The following is a 15,814-nucleotide window of genomic DNA, read 5'->3' as shown; positions in this document are numbered from 1 at the left end:
CCGATGCTGTGGTCGACCAGCGTGCGCAGGCTCGGCACCGCGGCGAGCGCTGCCCGCGGTGAGGTCGAAGAAGCCGGACCCGAAGTCGGCGCCGCCGAGCACGGCGTAGGCGATGACGCCGACGAAGAGGGCGGCCGCGACGGCCAGCTCGAGGCTCACCGCTGGCCCTCCGCCGTGGCCGGGGCGTAGGGACTCGGCAGGTCCACCGCACCCTCGCGCCAGCGCCGGGCCATCGACCTCAGGACGACGACCGCGCCCACCGTCATCCCGGTGTAGACCACGGTGCTGATGCCGAGCAGCCACCACAGGCTGGCGGTGTAGTCGCCGACCGCGTCGGTGGTGCGCATGACGTCGTAGACGATCCAGGGCTGACGGCCCACCTCGGTCGCGATCCACCCCGCCTCCAGCGCGATCACGGCGAGCGGTCCGGCCACGGCGGCGAAGCGCAGGAACCAGCGCTTCTCCAGCAGGTCCCTGCCGCGGCGGCGCTGCACCCAGAAGAGCACGACCGCGGCGGCCAGCAGGGTGCCGATGCCGACCATGGTCTGGAAGGCCAGGTGGGTCATGTTGACCGGTGGGTGGTCCTCCTCGGGGATGGTGTCGAGGCCGGGCACCGGCTTGTCGGGCGAGTTCATCGCGATCAGCGAGCCGAGGTAGGGGATGTCGATCGAGTACTTCACCTCGCCGTCGACCATGATCCCGCCCAGCCGCAGCGGTGACGGGCTCTCGGTGGTGTCGGCGAGCTCGAAGGCCGCGAGCCTTGGCGGGCTGCCGCTCGTCGAGGCCGAAGCCGAGCACGTGGCCCACGAAGGGCTGGGTGACGGCGGCGACCGAGGCGAAGACGAACGGGACGAGGAAGCCCAGCCGGTGGTGGGCGTCGCGGCGACCCCGGAGCATGCCGACGGCGTACACGCCGGCGATGGAGAAGCCGACCAGCATGTAGGCACCGACCCACATGTGCGCGAACTGCAGGAAGGCGTGGCCGTTGAAGAGCACCTTCCACGGTTGTACGTCGGTCACCTGGCCGTCGACCATCCGGAAGCCCGTCGGCACGTTCATCCAGGCGTTGACCGCGAGCACGCAGTACGCCCCGATGATCCCGGTGATCGCCATCGGCAGCACCATCAGCACGTGCCGCTTCGGGGGCATCCGGTTCCAGCCGTAGAGGTAGATCCCGAGGAAGATCGCCTCCAGGAAGAACGCCAGGCCCTCGAAGGCGAAGGGCAGGCCGAGGACGTCGCCGTAGGTGCCCATCAACCCCGGCCACAGCACGCCCATCTCGAAGCCTGAGGACGGTGCCGGAGACCGCTCCGATCGCGAAGAGCACGGCCGAGACCTTGGCCCAGCGCTGCGCGAGGCCGAGGGCCACCGGGTCGTTGCGGCGGATCCCGCGCAGGTGCATCACGAAGATCATGGCCGGGAAGGCGACGCCGAAGCACGCCAGGATGATGTGCCATCCCAGTGAGAGCGCCATCTGCTCGCGGGCGGGCAGCAGTCCCGCGGGCTCGGAGGCGGCAAGGGCGAGGACGTCGGCGCTCAGCACGCCTCGAACGTACGCCCCCTCAGACCCCGATCGCGAACTTTGTGAATCTTTTCACGAGCCCCGAAGATCGGTGATCGCGATCCGCACGGTGAGGGTGTCGCCGGCCATCCGGATCCGGCCCCGCATGCCCGCCGCGAGGACCATCGGCAGCACTGCCTTCGTGTCCGAGGGCGCGGTCAGCACGATCTCGTCGGCGCCCGCCGACCGGGCCGCGCGGGCGACGTCGGTGAGCAGCCGGGTGCCGACGCCGCGGCGGTGCCACGCGGGGTCCACCCACAGGTCCACCGGCCACGGGTCCTCGCCCTCGGCGGGGGTGAACTCCGCCCGCCCGGCGACCTTGCCACCCGCCAGCGCCGAGACGACCGCACCGGAGGTCACGAAGTCGGGATCGCCCGCGCCCGGCAGGTGCGGCGCGGGCGGCGCCTGCGCACCCAGCACCTCGCCCACCAGGCTCGGCCAGGGCACCGGCCCGGGCCCGCTCGGTCGGCGTGAAGGGGGTCTCGCGCCGGATCTGGATCGTCGCGGAGCCGCCGACCGTCATCTCCAGCACGTCCTCCTCCCCCGCCTGCGGCGCCACGTCGGCGTCGAAGAGGTGGGCGGCGACCTCCGGGAACCGGGCCGGCTGCGCGATGATCGCGCGCACCGCCTGGACGTAGCGCGTGGGCTGGTCCTCCAGCGCCGCCGTCGTCACCGGTACGGCGGCCACGACCGTTCCGCCCGCCCCCGTCACCAGCCGGCCCAGGCTGCTCGCGGGTCCAGTCCGCGGGCACCTGCAGCACGAGCTCGTCGGTGACCGACGTGGCGTCCGGGAAGACCTGGACGGTCTGGATGTTGACCCCGGCGCGGCCGCACGCGGCCGCCGACCGGCGAGCGCTCCCGGTCGATCGGCCAGCCCGGCGCGCACTCTCCACAACATGAGTCCACTATGCCGGAGTCGGGTCACGTCCCGCGATCATCAATGTTTCGGCCGAGGTCGTCGCTCGCTCGGCGCCGCTCCACCCGCGGGGGTTCCTGACGTCCTCCCTCGGTTCCTGGCCGTTGCAACGGTCAAGAACCGACGGAATCCCCGGTGAACCGGGGATTCCTGCAGGCTCGGCAAAACAGACGCCGGCCCGCCACGCGGAGCGTGACGGGCCGGCGAGAGGTACGACGGCTCAGTGGCCGTGCCCGTGGCCGTGGCCGGCCGCGGCCTCCGGCTCCTCCTCCTCGGGCTTCTCCACGACGAGGACCTCCGTCGTGAGCAGCATCCCGGCGACCGAGATCGCGTTGGCGAGCGCCGAGCGGGTCACCTTGACCGGGTCGATGACGCCCTGGGCGACCAGGTCGCCGAACTCGCCGGTGGCGGCGTTGTAGCCGTTGCCGACGCCGAGCTCGCGCACCTTGTGCGTCACGACGTAGCCGTTCTCGCCACCGTTCTCAGCGATCCAGCGCAGCGGCTCGTCGACGGCCTTGCGGACGATGCGGACACCGGTCGCCTCGTCGCCGCTCAGGCCGAGGTCGCCCTCGAGCACGGAGGAGGCGTGGATGATCGCGGAGCCACCGCCGGAGACGATGCCCTCCTCGATCGCGGCGCGGGTCGCGGAGACCGCGTCCTCGATCCGGTGCTTCTTCTCCTTGAGACCGACCTCGGTGTGGGCGCCGACCTTGATCACCACGACGCCGCCGGAGAGGCTTCGCGAGCCGCTCCTGGAGCTTCTCGGTGTCCCAGTCGGAGTCCGAGGCCTCGATCTCGCGCTTGATCTGCTCGACGCGGCCCGTGACCGCGCTCTCCTCGCCCGCGCCGTCGACGATCGTGGTGTTGTCCTTGGTGACCACGATGCGCCGGGCCCGGCCGAGCTCCTCGAGCCCGATCTGGTCGAGCTTGAGGCCGACCTCCGGGGAGATCACCTGACCGCCGGTGAGGATCGCGATGTCCTGCAGGATCGCCTTGCGGCGGTCGCCGAAGCCGGGGGCCTTGCCCGCGACGGCGGTGAAGGTGCCGCGGATCTTGTTGACCACCAGCGTGGAGAGCGCCTCGCCCTCGACGTCCTCGGCGAGGATGAAGAGCGGCTTGCCGGTCTGGATGACCTTCTCCAGCAGCGGCAGGAGCCGGCGATCGCGGAGATCTTGCCCTGGTTGATGAGGATGTAGGGGTCGTCGAGGACGGCCTCCTGGCGCTCCGCGTCGGTGACGAAGTACGCCGAGTTGAAGCCCTTGTCGAACTGCATGCCCTCGGTGAACTCGAGACTCGGTCGAGGGGGTGTTGGACTCCTCGACCGTGATCACGCCGTCCTTGCCGACCTTGCTGAAGGCCTCGGCGAGCAAACTCGCCGATGTGGCTGTCGCGCGAGGAGACGGTCGCCACGGAGGCGATGTCCTTCTCGTCGTCGACCTCGCGGGCGGCGGCCTTCAGGGCGTCGCTCACGGCAGCGGCCGCGGCGTCGAGGCCGCGCTTGAGACCGAGCGGGTTGGCGCCGGCCGCGACGGCGCGCAGGCCCTCGTGGACCAGCGCCTGGGCGAGCACGGTCGCGGTCGTCGTACCGTCACCCGCGACGTCGTTGGTCTTGGTGGCGACCTCCTTGGTGAGCCTGCGCACCGAGGTTCTCGTACGGGTCGTCCAGGCTCGACCTCACGGGCGACGGTCACGCCGTCGTTGGTGATGGTCGGGGCGCCCCACTTCTTGTCGAGGACGACGTAGCGGCCCTTGGGGCCGAGGGTCACCTTGACGGTGTTGGCGAGGGCGTCGACGCCGCGCTCCAGCGCGCGCCGGGCGTTCTCGTCGAACTCCAGGATCTTGGGCACTGCTTGCTCCTTGGGGTGGAAAGGCGTCCGCCCGGGGCGTCAACGGGGACGGCCCGGGCGGACGGCGAGTCGAAGATCAGGCCAGGACCGCGAGCACGTCGCGGGCCGAGAGGATGAGGTACTCCTCGCCGGCGTACTTGACCTCGGTGCCGCCGTACTTGCTGTAGATGACCTTGTCACCCACGGCCACGTCCAGCGGGACGCGGTTGCCGTTGTCGTCGATGCGGCCGGGGCCGATCGCGAGGACCTCACCCTCCTGGGGCTTCTCCTTGGCGGTGTCGGGGATGACCAGGCCGGAAGCGGTGGTCTGCTCCGCCTCGACGGCCTTGACGACGATCCGGTCCTCGAGCGGCTTGATGTTGACCGACACGATGTCGACCTCCACTTTCTAGGGCTGACGTTGAGTACTGCTGTTCGCGGGCCGGCCCGGAGGCCGGCTGGCACACTCGGTCCGAGAGTGCCAATGACGAAACTAGCACTCACTGCAAGGGAGTGCCAGAGCACCCCGTTCTCCGGGCTGGACAGGTCCCTACCAAAGTCGGTTGCAGGCACAGGCCCCGGACCGGCAGCGTTCTGCTCATGTTCGCTGCCCTGGGTCGGTTCGTGACCCGTTTCCGTTGGTTCATCATCGCTGCGTGGATCGTGCTCGCCGGGGTCGTCGCGACCTTGGCGCCCGCCCTGCAGTCCACCCAGGACAACTCCGAGTTCCTGCCCGACCACTACGAGTCGATCCAGGCCGCCAAGGCTCCAGGACGCGAAGTTCTCCGATGCCTTCTCGCCCGGCGCGATCCTTGTGATCGAGCGCAAGGACGGCGGCAAGATCACCGCCGCGGACCAGACCGAGGTCGCCACGCTGGCGAAGGAGCCTGGCGCCCAAGGCCGGCAAGAAGACCTTCCAGCAGACTCGTCGTCGCGCAGGGAGAGGACGGCAAGCCGAACCTGTCCGACGACGGCACCGTGATGTTCGCGGTGATCCCGCTCGCGGAGGACGCGACGGGTTACGACACCACCGCCATCGACGACGGCAAGGACCTCCGCTCCGACGTCAAGGAGTCGACCAAGGGCAGCGACCCGGAGGTGAAGTCGACCGGTGCGGTGCCGCAGAGCCTGGACTCCCAGGAGTCCGGTGAGGACACGCTCACGATCGTCGCCATCGCCACGGTCGTCCTCATCGTCGGCCTGCTCGCCCTCATCTTCCGCAGCGTGCTGATCTGCCTGCTCCCGCTCGTCGTGGTCGGCGTCGTGTCGACCATCGCCACCGGCGCGATCGCCTGGGCGAACGACCTGTTCGGCCTCAAGGCCGACGCCTCGGTCCAGCAGATCCTGGTCGTCGTCCTCTACGGCGTCGGCACCGACTACATCCTGTTCTTCCTCTTCCGCCATCGGGAGCGGCTGCGTCAGGGCGCGCCGGTGAAGGACTCGGTCGTCTACAGCCTCGACCGTGCAGGCGAGGCCATCGCCTCCGCGGGCGGCGCGGTGATCGTCGCCTTCATGGCGCTCATCCTCAGGCTCGCTGAGCATCTTCCGCGCGATCGGTCCGGCGCTCGCGATCGCGGTCTTCGTGACCCTCGTGGCTGCACTCACCCTGGTCCCGGCCATCGTCTCCCTCCTCGGCAAGGCGCTGTTCTGGCCGTCGAAGTCGTGGAAGAAGGAGCCCAAGCACGGCACCTTCATCAAGGCTCGGCAAGACCGTCGGCAACCGTCCCGGCCTGACCGCGCTGGTCTCCGGTGGCGCGATGGCCGTGCTCGCCGTCTTCGCGCTGAGCTCCAACCCGTCCTTCGACTTCAACTCCAGCCTGCCCAAGGGCGTGGAGTCGACCGAGGCGATGAACACCTTCCAGGAGCACTTCTCCGCGGGCGCGGCCGAGCCGGTGCCGGTGCTGGTCGACGCCAAGGACGCCACGCCGACCCAGGACCAGGCTGACGGCGTTCAAGGACGCACTGGGCAAGGCCAAGGGCGTCGACGCCGTCGCGGGCCCGGTCCCGTCGAAGGACGGGAAGGCCTACCAGTACTACCTGACGCTGGCCGACAACCCGACCTCCGACGCCGCGCAGGACAACGTCGCCGGCCCGATCCGCGACGCCGCCCACGAGGCGGCACCCGAGGGCACGGAGGCATACGTCGGCGGCACACCCGGCATCTTCGCCGACATGTCGGCGGCGATGGCCCGCGACTACAAGGTCGTCTTCCCCGTGGCGGCCGTCGTGATCCTGCTGATCCTCGCGCTGCTGCTGCGCAGCCTGGTCGCACCGTGGTTCCTCATGGCGGCCGTCGGCCTCGGCTTCGCCGCCACGCTCGGGATCACGGTCATCGCCTTCCAGCACATCGGGGGCGAGTCGGGGCTGATCTTCATGCTGCCGATCTACATCTACCTGTTCGTCACGGCGCTCGGCACGGACTACAACATCCTGATGATCGCCCGGCTCCGGGAGGAGGCCCGCGAGGGACGCGACCCGCACACGGCGGCGTCGCAGGCCGTCACCCACGCGGGTCCCACCATCGCGGCGGCCGGCGTGATCCTCGCCGGCACCTTCGGCTCGCTCATGCTCGGCGGCAACACGCTGATCGTCTCGATGGGCTTCGCGCTGGCCGTGGGCATCCTCATCGTGTCCTTCGTGATGTCGATGTTCTTCACCCCCGCACTGACCTCGCTGCTCGGGCACGCCGCCTGGTGGCCGGGCCACGGGGACGAGGCGAAGGACGAGCACGACCGGGTGGCCGCCACGCACTGAGGTACGTCGCCTGACAGGATCGGGGCGTGGACCTCGAGACCTTCCGGTGGCTGCTGACCGACGACGGGCAGGCGCTGCTGGGTGAGGCCACGGCGCTCGTCGAGGGCGGGGCCGACGCGTTGAGCGCCGGCTCCGCCCTTCGTCGTACGACGAGCGGGGACCGGGCCGCGGCGGCGCTCACGCAGGTGGACCTCCGCTCCCGGGCAGTGTCGAAGCTCGGGGCGGACGCGGCGCGGATGTACTTCACGCCCGACGCGCTGGAGCAGGCCACCCGGCTGCGGGTGGCGACGCACCGTGCGGGTCGTGCGGCGGCGTTCGGGGCGCGCACGCTGGTGGACCTCGGGTGCGGGATCGGTGGCGACCTCGTGGCCGCGGCGCGCGCCGGGATCGTGTGCGCGGGGGTCGACCTGGACCCGGTGCGGGTGGCGATGGCGGAGGCGAACCTGGCGGCACTCGGGCTCCCGGGCGCGGTCCAGGTGGCGGATGCGACCACCGTCGACCACGCCGGCTTCGACCTCGCGTTCGCCGACCCGGCCCGGCGCGGCGGAGCGGGCCGCACCTTCCGCGTCGAGGACTGGAGCCCGCCCTGGTCGTGGGTCGAGGGCCTGCTGACCCGGGACGCGTGCGTCAAGGTCGCCCCCGGCATCCCGCACGACCTCGTGCCCACGGGGGTGGAGGCCGAGTGGGTCAGCGACGAGGGCGAGGTCAAGGAGGCCGCGCTGTGGTCCGGGCGCACCGCCACCGTCGCGCGCCGGGCGACCGTGATCGGTGCGGGCGGACTGGCCACGCTGACCGACGAGGACGACCCCGGCCTCGGCGCGGTGGGGATCCGCCCGGTCGGCGGCTACCTCTACGAGCCCGACGGGGCGGTGATCCGGGCCGGCCTGGTGACGGCGGTCGCCGCGGGGGTCGGCGGAGCACTGGTCGACCCGAAGATCGCCTACGTCACCGCGGACCGGGCCTTCCGCAGCCCGTTCGCGCGGGGGTACCGCGTGCTGGAGCCGCTCCCCTACCGCGAGAAGCCGCTCAAGGCGGCCTTGCGGGAGCGGAACGTCGGCCGGCTCACCATCAAGAAGCGGGGCGTGGACGTCGTACCGGAGGCGTTGCGCAAGCGGCTCGCGCTACAGGGCGATGCCGAGGCCACGATCGTGCTGACCCGGGTGGCCGGCGAGGGCACCGCCCTGCTCGTCGAGCCCCTCTAGCGGCCGAGCGCGGCGGCCTCGGCGCCGATCGTGGTGTCGTCGCCGTGCCCGGTGTGCACCACCGTGTCCTCCGGCAGGTCGAACAGCCGGGCCCGGATCGAGGCCTCCAGCGTCGGCCGGTCGCTGAACGAGCGCCCGGTGGCGCCCGGGCCGCCCTGGAAGAGGGTGTCGCCGGTGAAGACGCAGCCCAGGTCGGGGGCGTAGAGGCAGACCGCGCCGGGCGCGTGGCCCGGCGTGTGGATCGCGGTCAGCACGGTGCCCGCCACCGGGATCTCGCTGCCGTCGGCGAGGTCGAGGTCCCAGAGGTGGTCGGTGTGGGTGAGCTCCCACAGCGGCTTGTCGTCGGGGTGCAGCAGGATCGGTGCGACGACCGCCTCGCGCAGGGCGGGCGCGACCCGGACGTGGTCGTCGTGGGCGTGCGTGCACACGATCGCCTTCACGCGTCGCTCCCCCACGACGGCGAGGATGTCCTCGACCGAGTGCGGCGCGTCGATGACGACGCACTCGTCGTCGTCACCGAGCACCCAGACGTTGTTGTCGACGTCGAAGGTCTCCCCGTCGAGGGAGAAGGTGCCGCTGGTGACGGCGTGGTCCACGCGCAGCGGGCCGGCCATCAGAGGACCACGACCGAGCGCAGGACGTCGCCGCCGTGCATCCGCTCGAACGCCGCCTCCACGTCACCCAGGCCGACCTCCTCGGTGACGAAGGCGTCCAGGTCGAGCTTCCCCTGGCGGTACAAGTCGACGAGCATCGGGAAGTCGCGGCTGGGCAGGCAGTCGCCGTACCAGGCCTGGACTTGAGGGCGCCACCACGGCCGAAGACGTCGATGAGCGGGAGGTCGGGGACCTTCATGTCGGGTGTGGGTACGCCGACGAGGACCACCGTGCCGGCGAGGTCGCGCGCGTAGAACGCCTGCTTCCAGGTCTCCGGCCGGCCGACCGCCTCGACGACCACGTCCGCGCCCTCGGCGCCGTCGTAGGTCTCGGCGCAGATCCGCTTGATCTCCTCGACGGGGTCGGTCGCCGAGGAGTCCACCGTGTGCGTCGCGCCGAGGGCGGTGGCCTTCTCGAGCTTCTTCGCGTCGATGTCGACGGCGATGATCGGGTGCGCGCCGGCGAGGGCCGCTCCCGCGATCGCGGCCACCCCGACACCGCCGCAGCCGATCACGGCGATCGACTTGCCGCGGGTGATCGCGCCGGTGTTGATCGCGGCGCCGATGCCGGCCATCACGCCACAACCGAGCAGGCCGACGGCGGCCGGGCGGGCCTCGGGGTCGACCTTGGTGCACTGGCCGGCCGCGACCAGGGTCTTCTCCGCGAAGGCGCCGATGCCCAGGGCCGGGGACGAACTCGGTGCCGTCCTCGAGGGTCATCTTCTGGGTGGCGTTGTGGGTGTTGAAGCAGTAGTGCAGGTCGCCGCGCTTGCAGGACCGGCACTCGCCGCAGACCGCGCGCCAGTTGAGGACGACGAAGTCACCGGGCGCGACGCCGGTGACGTCGGGGCCTACCGCCTCGACGATGCCGGAGGCCTCGTGGCCGAGCAGGAAGGGGAACTCGTCGTTGATCCCGCCCTCGCGGTAGTGCAGGTCGGTGTGGCAGACCCCGCAGGTCAGCACCTTGACGACGGCCTCACCCGGGCCCGGGTCGGGGACGTTGATGGTGACCAGGCTCGACGGGCGCTCCCTCGGAGCGGGCGATGACGGCCTTGACCTGCTGCACGGTGCCTCCTGAGACGGTGTTCTCCCGGACGACGTCAATCTAGTCGGCGGCCCGAGACGGCCGTCACCGCCACCGCAGGCCCGCCAGCACCGGTTCGACCCGGTCCTCCACCTCGCCCGGGCACCCGCTCGGCCGAGGCCTCCGGGCTACTGCCACTGCAGGCTGGCGAGGACCGGCTCGACCCAGTCCGCGACGTCCAGGCCGTCCGGGACGATGAAGCACACGGTGGTGAGGACGTTCTTGGCGTTCAGGGCGCCCCACTCGTAGTACTGCCCCTTCGCGCTCCTGCCCTCCAGCACGAAGCCCCTCACGCCGCCGATCGTCCGGTAGCCGGTGGTCTTCAACGGGATCTGGCGGCGCTTGCCCTGGCTGGTGCGCTCCGACTCGGCCATCGCGGCCAGGTCGTCGTCGATCCGCGGGAACTCCGTCGCGTCGACGTGCACGTAGTCCTCGGCGCCGTCCGGCACGTCCGTCGTCTCGGCGACCACCGACAGGGACTTGTCGCCGTAGGTCGCCCACTCGACCGTGTCGGGCAGGTGGAAGGAGACGGTGCTGTGCAGCGTGATCAGCCTGTCCGGTGGCCGGCTCGACGGACGGTGCGGAGGATCCGGCCGAGCCGGCTCGGCACTCGTGCTCGCGCTGGACGAGGCCTCGGACGTCGGCGAGGTCTTGGGGTCCTCCTCGCCCTTGTCCGAGCAGCCGCTGAGGGCCGCGAGCACGCTCGCTGCGGCGAGCAGCGCCATCATCCGGCGAGTGTGCATCGCTCCGTCGTCCTTCCGCCCGAGATCTCGACCGCGCCCACCCTAGACGACGGGCGAGAACTTCCGATCTCGTCCGTTTCGGCCCCGCCACGACGGGGCAAGGAACGGACGTCCACCCACCACGTCTCTCGGGAAGGTTCCCACGATGATTCCGGAGCTCGCCGGGTACACCCCCGCCGCGCTGGCCAATGCCACGCCGAAGGGCCTGGCCCTCGTCGAGGAGCGCATCAGCCAGGTCATCACGGCGATCGACCTGCAGGCCGACCTCCTCGACGAGGTCGACTTCCCCACCAAGGGGCACATCGCCAAGGGCTCGTTCGGAGGTGGCGGCCGGTCCGCGACCCTCGCGCTGCACCACGCACGGGCGCACGGCGTCGTCACGACGACGCTCAAGGACCTCCGCACCGACCTGGTCAAGTTCCGCACGGCCATCCGGGAGGCGCAGAAGGCTCCTCAAGGACAAGGACGAGCAGGCACGGACCGACGCGCTGACCCTGCTGCAGGGCACCGAGAACATCGACCTGGGCACCCAGGCCCGGCCCGAGGCCCAGATCCAGCACGCCCACGACGTCGCCACCGACGAGCCCGTTCCGGCGGGCACCGGCGGCACCGGAACCGAGGAGCAGCACTGATGGCCGGACAGCACCTCGCCGAGTCTCACCCAGTGGGTCGAGGGCATGAACGAGGAGGACGTGACGACGTCCGAGATGGCCTGGAGCCAGGTCGCGAACGCCCTGCACTCCGTGTCGCAGGCTCTCATCGACGCCGCGCCGGGGCTCAAGGAGGGCTTCGGTGACTCCGACATCGGCTCGAAGGCTCCAGCCGCCTTCCACCAGGCCGCGAAGACCCTCGAGGACCAGCAGAAGCCGCTGCTCGACGCCTCGGACGCGCTGGGCGAGGTCCGGCTCGCGATGAGCAAGGCGAGCAAGACGCACGGCAACCCCGTCACGGTCCCCGGTCCGGCACCGCAGCAGGAGAACTACCCCGGCATCCCGCTCGTCGCCGACATCCAGTTCGCGATGGACAAGGCCAAGCACAACGCCGACGTCGCGGCCTACAACAAGTCCGACGAGGAGGCGGCCAAGCGCATCGCGGAGCCTCAACACGTCCTACGCCGCGGCCATCACCGTGTTCACCAAGATCCACGGCGACCCCTACATCCCGGTCGACCCCGACGACACCACGGGCGGCGGCAACGGGCCGACCGGCAACCGGCCCACGCCGGGCACCGGCGCGAAGCCGGTGCGGCCGATCGGCACGGTGATCGGCGACGACGACACCCCGGGCAAGGACGACCACCCGGACCGGCCGGACCCCGTCGACCCGCCGAGGCCCCCGATCCGCGACATCGACAACGGGGTCGACGAGAACTGGCCGACCTTCGACCCGGACCCGATCGGCGGCGACCCGTCGCCCACCGGCCCGGGTGGCGGCACGATCAGCGCCCCGCCCGGCGGCGGCGGGGGGATCAGCCCCGGCCTGCTCGGCGGCGGGCTGGCCGCGGGCGCGGCCCTGTCGGCGCCCGGAGCGATCAAGGGCATCAGCGGCATGCTCTCCCGCGCCGGTCTGAGCGGCGGCGGCACCATCGGCGCCAGGCTCGCGGGCGGGCGGCCCGGGTGCGCTGGGTCGCAGCGGCGCCGGTACGCCGGGCTCGCCGACCGCTCGTGGCGGCGCCGGCGCCGGTGGGCGTGGCGCCGGTGGGCGCGCGGGAGCCCCGGGCTCGCAGGGCGGGCGCGGTGGCCGAGGCGGTGCCGGTGGACGCGGTGGTCGCGGCACGGGCGCCGGTGGCGGACGCGGACGCGGCAAGAAGGACGCGGAGAGCGGCCAGGACCAGGAGTTCTACGACGACGGCCAGGACTGGATCGACGACGAGGGCGCCGGCCCGAGCGTGCTCGGCTGACCCACCGCCGGCTGGGGCAGCCGCCTCAGCCGGCGAGCACGTCGGTCACCGGCAGGCTGGAGTCGGCCGGCAGGTCGAGCGAGGACGGCGTACGGCCGCGCGCCACCATGGTCGAGCCGAGCGCCGCGACCATCGCACCGTTGTCGGTGCACAGGCCCGGGCGCGGCACGCGCACCCGGATGCCGAGTTCTGCCGGCGCGATCCTCGGCCATCGCCCGCAGCCGGGAGTTGGCGGCGACCCCGCCGCCGATCATGAGGTCCTCGATGCCCTCGGCCGCGGCGGCGTCCAGCGCCTTGCGGACCAGTACGTCGCACACGGCCTCCTGGAAGGACGCGGCGACGTCGGCGACCGGCACCGGCTCACCGGAGCGCTCGCGCGCCTCGACCCAGCGCGCGACAGCGGTCTTGAGCCCGGAGAAGGAGAAGTCGAAGCGGTGTCGCTCGAGGTCGCGACGGCTGGTGAGCCCGCGCGGGAAGTCGATCGCCACCGCGTCGCCCTCGCGCGCGACCCGGTCGATGTGCGGGCCGCCGGGGAAGGGCAGCCCGAGCAGCCGGGCGACCTTGTCGAAGGCCTCCCCCGCGGCGTCGTCGATGGTCGCGCCCATCGGGTCCACACCCGAGTCGGTGCCGGTGATGTCGGTGACCCGGAGCAGGCTGGAGTGGCCGCCGGAGACCAGCAGCGCGAGGCTCGGCTCCGGGAGGGGGCCGTGCTCGAGTCTGGTCCACGGCGACGTGCGCGGCGAGGTGGTTGACGCCGTAGATCGGCTTGCCGAGGGAGAGCGCGAGCGCCTTCGCGGACGCCACGCCGACGAGCAGGGCGCCGGCGAGTCCGGGGCCGTGGGTGACCGCGATCGCGTCCACGTCGGACAGCGCGACACCCGCGGTGTCGCAGGCGCGCTGGATGGTGGGGACCATCGCCTCCAGGTGCGCCCGGCTCGCCACCTCCGGCACGACGCCGCCGAAGCGCGCGTGCTGCTCGACGCTGCTCGCGACGGCGTCGGCGAGCAGGGTGTGCCCGCGCACGATGCCGACGCCGGTCTCGTCGCAGGACGTCTCGATGCCGAGGACGAGCGGTTCGTCGCGAGTCATGGGTCCATTGTGACGGGTGTGCTGAGGACGAGCGCGGTGGCACCGTCGCGGTAGTACCGCGCGCGCCGGCCCAGGCTCCTCGAACCCGCGCCGGGCGTAGAACGCCCGCGCCGACAAGTTGTCCTCGCGCACCTCCAGCAGCAGCCGCCGCGCGCCCAGGCTCGCCGCGTGCACGTGCACCGCGGCGAGCAGCACCCCCGCCACGCCGGTACGGCGCAGGTCCTCCGGCACCGCGATCCGCTGCGGCTCGGCGTCCACGTCGACCACGCTGACCACGGCGTAGCCGGCGAAGCCGGCGTCCCGCTCGGCGACCAGGATCCCGATGGTGGGCACCGTGCCGTCCACGGCCTGCTCCAGCAGGGTGGGCGACCACGGGTCGAGCGGGAAGGCGAGCGACTCCAGCGCGGCGATGTCGGCCACGTCCGCGGCGAGCGCGGCGCGCACCAGCGTCACGGGGTCGGCGTCACGTCGGGCAGCACGGCCTTGGGTGCGTGCGGGATCTCCGCGTCGGGCCGGCGCAGGTACAGCGGCTCCGGGGCCACCAGCACCACCCGCTGCCCGGCCACCGCCCGGGCCAGCCAGGCGGCATCGGGACGCAGCGGGGTCCGTCCGTCGGGGAAGGCCTCGGGGTAGAGCGTGGCGCCCTCCCCCACCACCGGACGCTCGCTCGCCAGCGCGGCGGGCCGGTCGACGACCGGCTCGGAGGTGCGCACCCCCCGCCCGTCGTACGACGCGAGGTAGACCTCCTTGCGCCGCGCGTCCGTCGCGACCAAGAAGTCGCCCTCGACGGCCCCGCTCTCGAGTGCCTCGATCGCCAGCGCGTCCAGCGAGCAGACGCCGTGGACCGGGACGTCGAGGACGTGCCCCATGGTGCGCGCGGTGACCAGGCCGACCCGCAGCCCGGTGAACGGCCCCGGGCCGACGCCGACCGCGATCGCGGTCAGGTCGCCCGGGCGAGCAGCGGCGCTCGCCAGTACCTGCTCGATGAGCGGCGCGAGTTCGCTCGCCGTGCCGCATGGCCACCGACGCGGTCGCGGCCGCCACCACGTCGGTGCCGTCGTGCAGGGCGACGGTCACCGTCGGGGACGCGGTGTCGAGGGCGAGCAGCACGGTGCGAGGTTACTCGGCGGGCCTCACTGCCAGGCCTTCACGTAGTCCACCTCGGTCGTCGAGGGCAGCGAGACCCGGCCGTCGTAGGCGTTGTTGCCGACCCCGAGGTACTGGGTGAAGTCTGACGATCATCCGCTTGCGGAAGGCTCGGCGCCGCGTCGGTGCTCACCAGGCAGGTCCGGCCGTCGACGACGATCGCGATCCGCGAGGCGGTCCACTCCAGGGTGTAGGTGTGCCAGAGCCCCCGCGGGGCCCGGCAAACTCCACGAGGTGTTGAAGCCGTCGACCGGGCCCAGGCTGTCCGCGGAGTAGTGCAGGAACGGGACGGAGAGGTTCGGCAGCACCGAGTAGGTCTCCATGATGTCCATCTCGCCCGACGCCGGCCACGGGGCGTCGGCGCCGTAGCGGACGTCCGGCCAGAGCCAGAAGGCCTCGTGCAGCCCGGGGAGCGAGGTGCCGCGGACCCGGATCCGGGCCTCCAGCCGGCCGTACTGCTGGCTCCAGCGGCCGTAGCTGGACACGGTCGCTCCGGCGTACTTCCCGCGGGTGCCGTCGGCGCGCAGCGGGCACGGCGTGCTGGTGCCCTGGGCGCGGACGACGGAGAGCCGCAGGCTGCCATAGGCGACCTGCACCGTGCGCGGGTTGTTGAGCACGCAGAGGTCCCCGCCGCCGTACTGGTCGAGTCCGATCCACTTCGTGCGGTCGAGGCTCGAGCCGCCGAAGTTGTCGACGAAGGTGCAGGTCCAGTAGCCGCCCGTGGCGCGGTAGACCCGTGCTCCGCAGGCGTCGGCGGTGACGGCGCTCGCGGGAGCGCTCGGTGCCACGGGACTCAGTGGCGCCACGAGGGCGGCGGTCAGGAGGAACACCGTCGCCAGGGCAGACTTCACAGAACGCATGGGACCCCCATGTCCGGTGCGAGAGGTCGGAGAGGGGAGTCCCCCCGAGGCCTCTCAACCTAGCGATCCGCGGCGCGGAGT

15 protein-coding genes and 7 pseudogenes are annotated in these 15,814 nt (G+C 72.1%); 5 read left to right on the top strand and 17 right to left on the bottom strand.

Annotation, left to right across the window (positions count from 1 at the left end):
- Positions 1 to 155: 155 nt before the first annotated feature.
- The 7 genes and pseudogenes from G5V59_RS29740 to groES all read right to left on the bottom strand — a co-directional run bounded on the left by G5V59_RS29740 (position 156) and on the right by groES (position 4,694).
- Positions 156 to 947, bottom strand: a complete 792-nt coding sequence (locus tag G5V59_RS29740) for a cytochrome ubiquinol oxidase subunit I (RefSeq protein WP_278260143.1) — start codon at positions 945 to 947, stop codon at positions 156 to 158.
- A pseudogene (locus G5V59_RS29735) lies at positions 853 to 1,254 on the bottom strand (cytochrome ubiquinol oxidase subunit I); the annotation flags it as partial. The pseudogene G5V59_RS29735 and the gene G5V59_RS29740, both read right to left, overlap by 95 nt.
- A 91-nt stretch (positions 1,255 to 1,345) precedes the next feature.
- Positions 1,346 to 1,474: pseudogene (locus G5V59_RS29730) on the bottom strand (cytochrome ubiquinol oxidase subunit I); the annotation flags it as partial.
- 120 nt (positions 1,475 to 1,594) lie between these two features.
- On the bottom strand, positions 1,595 to 1,921 hold the full coding sequence (locus G5V59_RS29725) for a GNAT family N-acetyltransferase (protein ID WP_278258868.1): 327 nt from the start codon (positions 1,919 to 1,921) through the stop codon (positions 1,595 to 1,597).
- Entirely contained in the window at positions 1,918 to 2,454 is a 537-nt protein-coding gene (locus G5V59_RS29720) for a hypothetical protein (RefSeq protein WP_278258867.1), read from the bottom strand. Before G5V59_RS29720 ends, G5V59_RS29725 begins: the two co-directional genes overlap by 4 nt.
- 243 nt (positions 2,455 to 2,697) lie before the next feature.
- Positions 2,698 to 4,324, bottom strand: a pseudogene (groL, locus tag G5V59_RS29715) (chaperonin GroEL).
- Positions 4,325 to 4,400: 76 nt separating this feature from the next.
- The gene (gene groES, locus G5V59_RS29710) at positions 4,401 to 4,694 is read right to left on the bottom strand and encodes a co-chaperone GroES (RefSeq protein WP_278258866.1); all 294 of its coding nucleotides are present in this window, start codon (positions 4,692 to 4,694) and stop codon (positions 4,401 to 4,403) included.
- Between the two features lie 209 nt (positions 4,695 to 4,903).
- Between groES and G5V59_RS29705 the strand changes: the two are divergent.
- From G5V59_RS29705 to G5V59_RS29690, 4 genes and pseudogenes are all read left to right on the top strand, one after another.
- Positions 4,904 to 5,815, top strand: a pseudogene (locus tag G5V59_RS29705) (MMPL family transporter); the annotation flags it as partial.
- Between the two features lie 79 nt (positions 5,816 to 5,894).
- A complete protein-coding gene (locus tag G5V59_RS29700) occupies positions 5,895 to 6,248 on the top strand; it encodes a hypothetical protein (RefSeq protein WP_278258865.1) in 354 nt (117 codons plus the stop codon).
- Positions 6,245 to 7,057, top strand: a complete 813-nt coding sequence (locus tag G5V59_RS29695; protein WP_341351335.1) for an MMPL family transporter — start codon at positions 6,245 to 6,247, stop codon at positions 7,055 to 7,057. Before G5V59_RS29700 ends, G5V59_RS29695 begins: the two co-directional genes overlap by 4 nt.
- 26 nt (positions 7,058 to 7,083) lie before the next feature.
- Positions 7,084 to 8,259 (top strand): class I SAM-dependent methyltransferase, encoded by a 1,176-nt coding sequence (locus G5V59_RS29690; RefSeq protein WP_278258864.1) that lies wholly within the window; start codon positions 7,084 to 7,086, stop codon positions 8,257 to 8,259.
- On the opposite strand, the gene G5V59_RS29685 is transcribed toward G5V59_RS29690, so the two are convergent.
- The 4 genes and pseudogenes from G5V59_RS29685 to G5V59_RS29670 form a co-directional block, all read right to left on the bottom strand.
- A complete protein-coding gene (locus tag G5V59_RS29685) occupies positions 8,256 to 8,873 on the bottom strand; it encodes an MBL fold metallo-hydrolase (RefSeq protein ID WP_278258863.1) in 618 nt (205 codons plus the stop codon). The two genes, G5V59_RS29690 and G5V59_RS29685, sit on opposite strands and share 4 nt — an antisense overlap.
- The gene (locus G5V59_RS29680) at positions 8,773 to 9,486 is read right to left on the bottom strand and encodes a zinc-binding dehydrogenase (protein WP_278260141.1); all 714 of its coding nucleotides are present in this window, start codon (positions 9,484 to 9,486) and stop codon (positions 8,773 to 8,775) included. The genes G5V59_RS29685 and G5V59_RS29680 overlap by 101 nt, the downstream gene beginning before the upstream one ends.
- Positions 9,487 to 9,700: 214 nt before the next feature.
- Positions 9,701 to 9,874: pseudogene (locus tag G5V59_RS29675) on the bottom strand (alcohol dehydrogenase catalytic domain-containing protein); the annotation flags it as partial.
- Positions 9,875 to 10,123: 249 nt separating this feature from the next.
- On the bottom strand, positions 10,124 to 10,738 hold the full coding sequence (locus tag G5V59_RS29670) for a hypothetical protein (protein WP_278258862.1): 615 nt from the start codon (positions 10,736 to 10,738) through the stop codon (positions 10,124 to 10,126).
- Positions 10,739 to 10,883: 145 nt separating this feature from the next.
- On the opposite strand from G5V59_RS29670, the gene G5V59_RS29665 reads away from it, so the two are divergent.
- The gene (locus G5V59_RS29665; RefSeq protein ID WP_278258861.1) at positions 10,884 to 11,534 is read left to right on the top strand and encodes a hypothetical protein; all 651 of its coding nucleotides are present in this window, start codon (positions 10,884 to 10,886) and stop codon (positions 11,532 to 11,534) included.
- A gap of 358 nt (positions 11,535 to 11,892) precedes the next feature.
- On the opposite strand, the gene G5V59_RS29660 is transcribed toward G5V59_RS29665, so the two are convergent.
- The 6 genes and pseudogenes from G5V59_RS29660 to G5V59_RS29635 form a co-directional block, all read right to left on the bottom strand.
- The gene (locus G5V59_RS29660; protein WP_278258860.1) at positions 11,893 to 12,279 is read right to left on the bottom strand and encodes a hypothetical protein; all 387 of its coding nucleotides are present in this window, start codon (positions 12,277 to 12,279) and stop codon (positions 11,893 to 11,895) included.
- A 384-nt stretch (positions 12,280 to 12,663) separates the two neighbouring features.
- A pseudogene (gene tsaD, locus G5V59_RS29655) lies at positions 12,664 to 13,727 on the bottom strand (tRNA (adenosine(37)-N6)-threonylcarbamoyltransferase complex transferase subunit TsaD).
- Between the two features lie 126 nt (positions 13,728 to 13,853).
- Positions 13,854 to 14,003 (bottom strand): annotated as a pseudogene (locus tag G5V59_RS29650) (ribosomal-protein-alanine acetyltransferase); the annotation flags it as partial.
- Positions 14,004 to 14,176: 173 nt separating this feature from the next.
- Positions 14,177 to 14,701 (bottom strand): tRNA (adenosine(37)-N6)-threonylcarbamoyltransferase complex dimerization subunit type 1 TsaB, encoded by a 525-nt coding sequence (gene tsaB, locus G5V59_RS29645; RefSeq protein WP_341351334.1) that lies wholly within the window; start codon positions 14,699 to 14,701, stop codon positions 14,177 to 14,179.
- Positions 14,702 to 14,846: 145 nt separating this feature from the next.
- A complete protein-coding gene (locus G5V59_RS29640) occupies positions 14,847 to 14,969 on the bottom strand; it encodes a hypothetical protein (RefSeq protein ID WP_278258859.1) in 123 nt (40 codons plus the stop codon).
- Positions 14,966 to 15,703 carry a family 16 glycosylhydrolase gene (locus G5V59_RS29635; RefSeq protein WP_278258858.1) on the bottom strand — a complete coding sequence of 246 codons (738 nt, stop codon included), beginning with the start codon at positions 15,701 to 15,703 and terminating at the stop codon, positions 14,966 to 14,968. The genes G5V59_RS29640 and G5V59_RS29635 overlap by 4 nt, the downstream gene beginning before the upstream one ends.
- Positions 15,704 to 15,814 lie beyond the last annotated feature (111 nt).

The organism is Nocardioides convexus, from assembly GCF_011090295.1.
Note: the sequence above shows the minus strand (reverse complement) of the source record. Positions and strands in the feature narration are given on the sequence as shown.

Excerpts from the sequence above, each read along its gene's own strand:
- G5V59_RS29685 (WP_278258863.1), bottom strand. The coding sequence starts at position 8,873 with ATGGCCGGCCCGCTGCGCGTGGACCACGCCGTCACCAGCGGCACCTTC.
- G5V59_RS29640 (WP_278258859.1), bottom strand. The coding sequence starts at position 14,969 with ATGATCGTCAGACTTCACCCAGTACCTCGGGGTCGGCAACAACGCCTA.
- G5V59_RS29670 (WP_278258862.1), bottom strand. The coding sequence starts at position 10,738 with ATGCACACTCGCCGGATGATGGCGCTGCTCGCCGCAGCGAGCGTGCTC.
- G5V59_RS29660 (WP_278258860.1), bottom strand. The coding sequence starts at position 12,279 with ATGCCCTTGATCGCTCCGGGCGCCGACAGGGCCGCGCCCGCGGCCAGC.
- G5V59_RS29665 (WP_278258861.1), top strand. The coding sequence starts at position 10,884 with ATGATTCCGGAGCTCGCCGGGTACACCCCCGCCGCGCTGGCCAATGCC.
- G5V59_RS29680 (WP_278260141.1), bottom strand. The coding sequence starts at position 9,486 with ATGGCCGGCATCGGCGCCGCGATCAACACCGGCGCGATCACCCGCGGC.